At 75.3% G+C, this 9,659-nt stretch carries 3 protein-coding genes; all 3 read left to right on the forward strand.

Annotation, left to right across the window (positions count from 1 at the left end; genetic code table 11):
• A partial coding sequence (locus ACWFR1_RS39370) for an SDR family NAD(P)-dependent oxidoreductase (protein ID WP_453560689.1) occupies nucleotides 1-2,024 on the forward strand: 2,024 nt, incomplete at its 5' end.
• Between the two features lie 92 nt (nucleotides 2,025-2,116).
• Nucleotides 2,117-7,840 (forward strand): SDR family NAD(P)-dependent oxidoreductase, encoded by a 5,724-nt coding sequence (locus ACWFR1_RS39375; protein ID WP_453560694.1) that lies wholly within the window; start codon nucleotides 2,117-2,119, stop codon nucleotides 7,838-7,840.
• Between the two features lie 114 nt (nucleotides 7,841-7,954).
• Nucleotides 7,955-9,659, forward strand: a 1,705-nt coding sequence (locus ACWFR1_RS39380) for a type I polyketide synthase (protein ID WP_453560692.1), incomplete at its 3' end; no start/stop codon positions are given.

The raw sequence follows: 9,659 nt of genomic DNA on the forward strand, positions 1-9,659 counted from the left end.
AACCCCGCGCCCTCCTCACCGCCCTCGCCACCCTCCACACCCACAACACCCCCATCAACTGGACCACCCACCTCAACCACACCCCAACACCCCACCCCCCCCTCCCCACCTACGCCTTCCAACACGAGCGCTACTGGCTGGAGGCAGTCACGGACGCGGCCCCCCGCGACGACCTCTTCCAGGTCGTCTGGGAGCCCTCCGCGTCCCTGGGGACCGAAGCACCGTCGGCCGTAGCGGTACTGGGTGAGGAGCCGTTACCGGACGTGTCGTCCGTCGCCGGGGCTCTCGCCTCGGGCACCCCGGTCGACGCCGTCCTGCTGCCCTGGTCGCAGCCCACGGTGCACACCGCCACACAGCGGATGCTGGAACTCGCCCAGGAGTGGCTCGCGGACGAGCGCCTGGAAGACACCCCCCTCGTGATCGTCACCACCGGGGCGGTCGCCACCGCCGACGGCGAGGACGTCACCGACCTGCCCGGCGCCGCCGTCTGGGGTCTCATCCGGTCCGCCCAGTCCGAGTCCCCCGGCCGGTTCCTCCTCATCGACGCCGAGGACGGCACGGACGTCACCGCACTCCTGCCCCGCGTCCTCGCCACCGGCGAACCCCAGACCGCGATCCGCGCGAGCCGCGTCCTCGTCCCCCGCCTGGCCCGCCCGGCCGGCCCCGCCGCACCCGTCCGCTGGAACCCGGACGGCACGGTTCTCATCACCGGGGGGACCGGCACGCTCGGTGCCGCGTTCGCCCGTCACCTCGTCGCCGAACAGCGCGCCACCCGGATGCTGTTGCTGTCCAGGCGCGGGGAGGAGGCGCCCGGCGCGGTCGAGCTGGCCGCCGAACTCCGGGAACTCGGGGCGCGGGTGACGTTCGCCGCCTGCGACACCGCCGACCGGGAGGCGCTGGCCGCCGTACTGGCCGGCGTGCCGAAGGAGCATCCGCTGACCGCCGTCGTGCACACCGCCGGGGTTCTCGACAACGGGCTGCTGCCCGCGCTGACCCCCGACCGGCTGGAGGCCGTCCTCCACCCGAAGGCGGACGGCGCCTGGCATCTGCACGAACTGACCCGGGACATGGACCTCTCGGCGTTCGTGCTGTTCTCCTCGACCGTCGGTGTCCTCGGCGCGCCGGGTCAGGCGAACTACGCCGCCGCGAACGCCTTCCTCGACGCCCTCGCGGCCCACCGCCGCGCCCAGGGTCTGCCCGCGTCCTCCCTCGCTTGGGGCGTGTGGGAGGCGGGCGGCCTCGACGCGGCCCTGGACGAGACCGACCTCAAGCGGCTCGCCCGCGACGGCTTCCGCCCGATCGGGCCGGCCGAGGGCCGTGCGCTGTTCGACCGGGCGCTCGGCACGGACCGTGCCGCCCTGGTCGTCACGCCTCTGGACCTCGCCGCAATCCGGTCGCAGGGCAGCGTCCCTGTGCTCCTGAGCGGTCTGGTGGGGATGCCCGGCCGCGACGCGGCCGGTTCCCCGGGCCCGGAGGCGGACGACCCGGCCGCCGGGTTCGCCGCCCGGCTCGCCGCGCTGAGCGGGCCGGAGCGGGCACGGGCGCTCCTCGCGCTGGTCCGTACCCACGTGGCCGCCGTCCTCGGCCGGCCCGATGCCGACGGGATCTCCCCCGAACGGCCTTTCCAGGACCTGGGCTTCGACTCGCTCACCGCCGTGGACCTGCGCAACCGGCTGGCGACGGCGACCGGTCTCCGGCTGCCCGCCACCGTCGTCTTCGACCACGCGACCCCCGACGCCCTCGCCGCGCATCTGCGGGAGCGGCTCGCCCCGCCGGCCCCGGACGCCCGGCTGACGCTGCTGGACGGCCTCGACCGGATCGACGGGCTGCTGTCGGCGCTTCCCGAGCCGTCCTCCGGCGACGACACCAGGGCCGAGGTCTCGCGGCGCCTGCGGGCGCTGCTGGCCCGGGTGGACGGCGGCGGCCGGGACGACGCGGCGGACCCCGCCGAGGCGCTCGCCTCGGCCTCCGTGGCCGAGATCTTCGACTTCATCGACAACGAGCTGGGCCAGTCCTCCTTCTGATCCGAATCGCCTCTGAAACGAATCGCCGCGCCTCACCCGAGGAGTCAGGAACCCCGATGTCCCCGATGTCCCCGATGTCCAACGAAGAGAAACTGGTCGACTACCTCAAGCGGGTCACGGTCGATCTGCAGAAGGCGCGCCGCCGTGTGGCGGAGCTGGAGGCGGCGGAGACGGAGCCGGTGGCGATCGTCGGCATGGCCTGCCGCTTCCCGGGCGGGGTGACCTCACCCGACACCCTGTGGGAGCTGGTCGACCGGGGCGGGGACGCGATCTCCGGCTTCCCTGCCGACCGGGGCTGGGACCTGGACGCGCTGTACGACCCCGATCCCGGGACCCCGGGGACCTCGTACGCCCGGGAGGGGGGGTTCCTGAACGGCGCCGGGCTGTTCGACGCGGGGCTGTTCGGCATCTCGCCGCGCGAGGCGCTGGCCATGGACCCGCAGCAGAGGCTGCTCCTGGAGACGGCCTGGGAGACCTTCGAGAACGCCGGCGTCGCCCCGGACGCGCTGCGCGGCAGCCGCACGGGGGTCTTCGCGGGCGTGATCGAGCAGAGCTACCTCGGTCTGGCCGGGCCGGAGGAGTTCGAGGGGTACCTGCTGACGAGCAAGCTGAGCAGCGTGGCGTCGGGCCGCATCTCGTACTCCTTCGGGCTTGAGGGCCCGGCGGTGTCGGTGGACACGGCCTGTTCGTCCTCGCTGGTGGCGCTGCACCTGGCGGCGAACGCACTGCGTCTGGGCGAGTGCGACCTGGCGCTCGCGGGCGGCGCGACCGTGACGGCGACGCCCGGGGGGTTCGTCGACTTCTCCCGGCAGAACGGTCTGGCGCCGGACGGCCGCTGCAAGTCCTTCTCGGCCGCCGCCGACGGCACCTCGTGGTCGGAGGGCGTGGGGCTGCTCCTCGTCGAGCGGCTCTCGGACGCCGTACGCAACGGCCACCGGATCCTCGCGGTGGTACGGGGCTCCGCCGTCAACCAGGACGGCGCCTCCAACGGCCTCACCGCCCCCAACGGCCCCTCCCAGGAACGCGTCATCCGGCAGGCGCTCGCCAACGCCGGGCTGCGGCCCTCGGACATCGACGCGGTCGAGGCGCACGGCACGGGCACCACCCTCGGCGACCCGATCGAGGCGCAGGCGCTCCTCGCCACGTACGGACAGGACCGGGACGGCGACCGGCCCCTCTACCTCGGGTCGCTGAAGTCGAACCTCGGGCACGCCCAGGCGGCAGCGGGGGTCGGCGGCATCATCAAAATGATCCAGGCCATGCACCACGGCGTCCTGCCCAGGACCCTGCACGCGGAGAACCCCTCGCCGCACGTCGACTGGGACTCCGGCGCCGTCGAGCTGCTGACCTCGGAGACGCCGTGGCCCGAGACCGGGCGCCCGGCCCGCGCCGGGGTGTCGTCCTTCGGGATCAGCGGCACCAACGCGCACGTCATCATCGAACAGGCGCCGGCCGAGCCGGCGGCTCCGGCACCCGCACCCGCACCGGACGGCGCCACCGCCGGGGCCCTCGCCTGGACGCTGTCCGCCAAGGACGAGGCGGGGCTGCGCCGCCAAGCCCGCCGCCTGCACGAACACGTCACCGGCCGTCCCGGGCTCGACCCGGCCGCCGTCGGCGACGCCCTCGCGGCCCGCGCCCTCCTGGAGCACCGCGCGGCCGTCGTCGGCACGGACCGGGAGGAACTCCTCGGCGGGCTCGACGCGCTCGCCCGGGGCGAGGACGCGCCCCAGCTGGTCCGCCCGGGCACCGGCCACAAGGGCGGGACCGCGTTCCTCCTCACCGGCCAGGGCAGTCAGCGTCTCGGCATGGGACGCGAACTGTACGAGACGGAGCCGGTGTTCGCGCGGGCCCTCGACGAGGTGTGCGCGCACCTCGACGTGGAGCTGATCCGCCCCCTGAAGGACGTGCTGTTCACGCCGGCCGGCTCCGCCGACTCGGCGCTGATCGACCAGACGGTCTTCACCCAGGCCGCGTTGTTCGCCGTCGAGGTGGCGCTCTTCCGGCTGGCCGAACACCGCGGTCTCACCCCGGACTTCCTCCTCGGCCACTCCGTCGGGGAGGTCACCGCCGCCCATCTGTCCGGGGTACTCGACCTGGCCGACGCGTGCACGCTCGTCGCCGAGCGCGGCCGGCTGATGCAGGCCGCCCGGGAGAGCGGGGCGATGGTCGCACTCCAGGCGGACGAGGAGGAGGTACGGCAGCTCCTCACGCGGTACGACGAGGGTGCCGTCGCCGTCGCCGCGGTCAACGGACCCCGGGCGACGGTCATTTCGGGTGACGCGGACGTCGTCGACGAGATCGCCGCCGTCTGGCGCGAGCGGGGCCGCAGGTCCAAGCGGCTGCCCGTCAGCCACGCCTTCCACTCCCCGCACATGGACGAGGTCCTCGACGAGTTCCGTACGGTCGCCGCCGGACTGTCCTACTCCGAGCCCCGTATCCCGGTCGTGTCGAACGTGACGGGCACCCTCGCGACGGCGGAGCAACTCGCCTCCCCCGACTACTGGGCCGCCCACATCCGGGGCACCGTCCGCTTCCTCGACGGCATCCGCTTCCTGGAGGCCGCGGGCGTCACCGAGTACATCGAGGCCGGGCCCGACGGCGTGCTGACCGCCCTGGCCCGGGAGTGCCTGGCCGAGGAGCCCGGCACGCTCCTCCCCCTCGTCCGGGCGGGCCGCTCGGAGACCGTCTCGTTCACCGCCGCCCTGACCGCCGCCCGGCTGCGCGGCGCGGCGGACCGGCCCCCGGCCGCCCCCGGGGCGCACCGGATCGGCCTGCCCACGTACGCCTTCCGGAACGACCGGTACTGGCTGGAGGGGGACGCCGACCCGGGCGACGCCACCGGGCTGGGACTGACCGCCGCCGGACACCCGCTGCTCGGCGCGGCGGTACGGGTCGCCGACCGCGACACGTACCTGCTCACCGGGCGGGTCTCGCGCGGCGGGCACCCCTGGCTGGAGGACCACGCCGTGCACGGCACCGTGCTGCTGCCCGGCACAGCGCTGCTCGAACTCGCGCTGCGGGCCGGTGAACAGGTCGGGTGCGAGCGCGTCGAGGACCTGACGCTGACGGCGCCGCTGGTGCTGCCCGAGCGGGGCGGGCTCCGCCTCCAGGTCGTGGTGGGCGAACCGGACCCGGCCGGGGCGCGGCCGGTGGCCGTGTACGCGTGCCCCGAAGGCGACGACCGGCCCGGGGCCGACGGCGAGGGCCGGTCGTGGACGCTGCACGCGGAGGGCCTGCTCGCGCCGGACGGTACGGCACCCGACGGCGCCGCGCTGGTGTGGCCGCCGGCCGGTGCGGCCGAGGTCCCCGTGGAGGGGGCGTACGAACGCCTCGCCGAGGCAGGGTACGGCTACGGGCCTGCGTTCCAGGGCCTGCGCAGGGCCTGGCGGAGCGAGGACGGGAACGACCTGTTCGCCGAGGTCGCGCTCGCCGAGGAACTGCGCCCGAAGGCCGCCTCGTACGGCCTCCACCCGGCGCTGCTCGACGCCGCCCTGCACCCGCTGCTGCCCGGTGTCGTCACGGGCGAGGACGGCCCGTCCTGGCTGCCGTTCTCCTGGGCGGGCGTGAGCCTGTACGCCACCGGGGCGAGCCTGCTCCGGGTCCGGCTGTCGCTGTCCGGCGACGGGGGCACGGAATCGCTGCGGGCAGCGCTCACCGTCACCGACGGCACGGGCCGGACGGTCGCGAGCGCCGCCTCACTGCTGCTGCGCCCGCTGAACGCGGAGGCCCTGCGGGAGGCGGGCACCGGGGCGGCCAGGGACGGACTGCTCCGGGTCGACTGGACCCGGGTCCCGTCGCCTGGGGGCGTCGAACCGGCGGGGGCGGGCTGGGCCTTGCTCGGGCTGGAGGGAGCGGTCGGGGCTGACGGACCGACTGTTTCGGACGGGGCTGACGGGGCTGACGGTCTCGGCTTCGGCTTCGGCTCGGAGGTGCCGCGCCACGTGGACCTCGCGGCGCTGGCCGCGCGGCTCGACGCGGGCGACACCGCCCCCCGCACGGTGGTCCTGCCCGTCCTCGACGGCCCGGCGGCGGAGCCGTCGGACGACGGCGGGCTGCCCGGACGGGCCCGCGAGGCGACCCGGAGCGTCCTGCGGACCCTCCAGGACTGGCTGGCGGACGACCGTCTCGACGCGACCCGGCTGGTGGTCGTGACCCGGGGCGCGGTCGCCGCCGGGGACGAGGACGTGCCCGCCCTGGCGCACGCCGGAGTCTGGGGCCTGCTCAGGTCGGCGCAGACCGAGAACCCCGGCCGGTTCGTCCTCGTGGACCTCGACCCGGCGGACTCCGCTCCGGCGGCCCGCCGGCTCGCCGAGGTGCTGGCCTGCGGGGAGCCGCAGGTCGCGGTACGCGGCGGGGCCCTGACCGTTCCGCGCCTGGCCCGGCCCCGTACCGCCCCCGACTCCGCGAGCACCGGTTCCGACTCCGCGACAGCCGGTTCGGCGCCGCGCTGGGACCACGGCACGGTGCTGATCACCGGAGCGACCGGGGCGCTCGGCGCCGTCCTCGCCCGCCACCTGGTCACCGCACACGGAGCCCGGCGGCTGCTGCTGCTGAGCCGCCGGGGCATCGAGGCGCCCGGTGCGGCCGACCTGCGGACCGAACTGACCGGCCTCGGCGCCGACGTCACCTTCGCCGCCTGCGATGTGACCGACCGTCAGGCGCTGGGCGCGGTACTGGCCGGGATACCGGCCGAGCAGCCGCTGACGGCCGTCGTGCACACGGCGGGCGTCCTGGACGACGGCGTCGCCGCCCGGCTCACCGGGGAACAGCTCGCGAAGGTGCTGCGGCCCAAGGTCGACGCGGCCTGGCATCTGCACGAACTGACCCGCGACAGCGAGGACCTGACGGCCTTCGTCCTGTACTCCTCGCTGGCCGGGCTCCTCGGCACCGCCGGGCAGGCCAACTACGCGGCGGGGAACACCTTCCTGGACGCGCTCGCCGCCCACCGCCGCGCCCACGGCCTGCCCGCCACCTCGCTCGCCTGGGGCCTGTGGGCCGAGGCCAGCGCCCTGTCCGGCGGGCTGGACGAGAACGACCTGCGCCGGCTGGCCAAGGTCGGGTTGCTGCCGCTGTCCTCCGACGACGGCACGGCCCTGTTCGACGCGGCGCCCGCCACCGGCGAGACGCTGCTCGCCGTCAGCAGGCTCGACCCGGCCGCGCTGCGCGCGGGCGGCGACCGGCTCCCCCCGGTGCTGCACGCCCTCGCCGGGGCCGGCAGGCGGCGCGGCACCGCCGCGGCGGACGGCCACCAGGACGAGGTTCCGCTCGGGCGGCGGCTCGCCGCCCTCACCCCGGCCGAACGGGAACGCTTCCTGATCGATCTCGTCCGGGCCCAGGTCGCCGGGGTGCTCGGCCACCACGACCCCAAGGGCATCGAGGCCGACCGCGCCCTCCAGGACGTGGGCCTCGACTCGCTCACCGCCGTCGAACTGCGCAACCAGCTGAACCGGGCGACCGGGCTGCGGCTGCCCGCCACCCTCGTCTTCGACCACCCGACGCCCGGCGCACTCGCCGCGCACCTCCACGAGGAGCTGCGCGTCGAGGACGGCACGGACGCCGCGAACGCCGTCGGCCTCGATGGTGTCGGCGGCGCCGATCCCGTCCTGGCCTCGCTGGCCGGCCTCGACGCGGCCATCGCCGCGCTCGCGGCGGACGGCAAGGACCGCGACCGGATCGCGGCCAGGCTGCGGGAACTGCTCCACGCCACGGAGGACACCCCCGGCGGCGCGGACGGCACGACCGGAGCCGAGGACGACGATGACCTCGACGGCGCCAGCGACGAGGAACTCTTCGCGCTCCTCGACGACCTCGACTGACGGCACGGGGAGGGGGCGGGGCGCGCCGCGCCCCCTCCCCCGCCGCCGAAGAACCGACCGACCGACCAACCCCACCCCATCCCACCCCACCCCACCACCGGGAGCTGAGTTCACGTGGCGGACGAGGCACAACTCCGCGAATACCTCAAGAAGGCCATCTCCGACGCCCGCGACGCCCGCAGGCGGCTGCGCGAGGCCGAGGAGAGGGAGCACGAGCCGATCGCGATCGTCTCCATGGCGTGCCGCTACCCGGGAGGCGTGTCCTCGCCGGAGGACCTGTGGCGGCTCGTGACCGGGGAGACGGACGCGGTCGGCGGGTTCCCGGACAACCGCGGCTGGGACCTCGACCGGCTGTACGACGCCGATCCGGACCGTGCCGGCACCTCGTACGCCCGGGAGGGCGGCTTCCTGCACGAGGCCGACCTGTTCGACCCGGAGCCCTTCCGCATGTCGCCGCGCGAGGCACTGGCCGCCGACCCGCAGCAGCGTCTGCTCCTGGAGACCGCCTGGGAGGGCTTCGAGCGGGCGGGGCTCGACCCGACGTCCCTCAAGGGCAGCAGGACTGGGGTGTTCACCGGAGTCATGTACCACGACTACGGGTCCCGGCCGCACCTCCCGCCGGAGGGCTTCGAGGGCTATCTGTTCAGCGGCAGCGCCGGTTCCATCGCGGCCGGCCGGCTCTCGTACTCCTTCGGCCTGGAGGGCCCCTCGGTGGCGGTGGACACCGCCTGCTCGTCGTCGCTCGTCGCCCTCCACCTGGCGGCGAACGCGCTGCGCCTGGGCGAGTGCGACCTGGCGCTCGCGGGCGGCGCGACCGTCATGTCCACCCCGGTCGCCTTCACGGAGTTCTCCCGGCTGCGGGGACTCTCCGAGGACGGCCGCTGCCGCTCCTTCTCCGCCGATGCGAACGGCACCGGCTGGTCGGAGGGCGTGGGCCTGCTCCTCGTCGAACGCCTCTCGGACGCCCTGCGCAACGGCCATCCCGTGCTCGCGGTGGTACGGGGCTCCGCCGTCAACCAGGACGGCGCCTCCAACGGCCTCACCGCCCCCAACGGCCCCTCCCAGGAACGCGTCATCCGGCAGGCGCTCGCCAACGCCCGGCTGCGCCCGGGCGACGTGGACGCCGTCGAGGCCCACGGCACCGGCACCCGGCTAGGCGACCCCATCGAGGCCCAGGCACTGCTGACCACGTACGGACAGGACCGGGACAGCGACCGCCCCCTCTACCTGGGCTCCCTCAAGTCGAACATCGGGCACGCCCAGGCAGCCGCCGGAGTGGGCGGCATCATCAAGATGGTGCAGGCCATGCACCACGGTGTCCTGCCCAGGACACTCCACGCGGAGAACCCGACGCCGCTGGTCGACTGGGAGGCGGGCGCGGTCGAGCTCCTGACGACCGCCCGCCCCTGGCCCCAGACGGACGCCCCGCGCCGTACCGCCGTGTCGTCTTTCGGCTTCGGCGGGACGAACGCCCACGTGATCCTGGAGCAGGCACCGGCGACGGAACCGTCGCCCCAGGGCCCGTCCCCGTCCCTGATCCCGTGGCCGCTGTCCGGCACGTCGGAGGCCGCCCTGCGCGACCAGGCCCGGCGGCTGCGCGACCACATCGCGGCGGAGGAGGCCCCGTCCGCCACCAGCGCAGTCGGCCACTCCTTGGCGACCGGCAGGGCGCGGCTCGACCACCGCGCGGTGGTCCTCGGCACCGACCGGGACGAACTCCTGAGCGGGCTGGGGGCGTTGTCCGAGGGCACACCGGCCCCGGGGGTCGTCTCCGGGGTCGTACGGGGCGGCCGGCTCGGGGTGATGTTCACCGGGCAGG

The organism is Streptomyces sp. NPDC055103 (assembly GCF_053607625.1).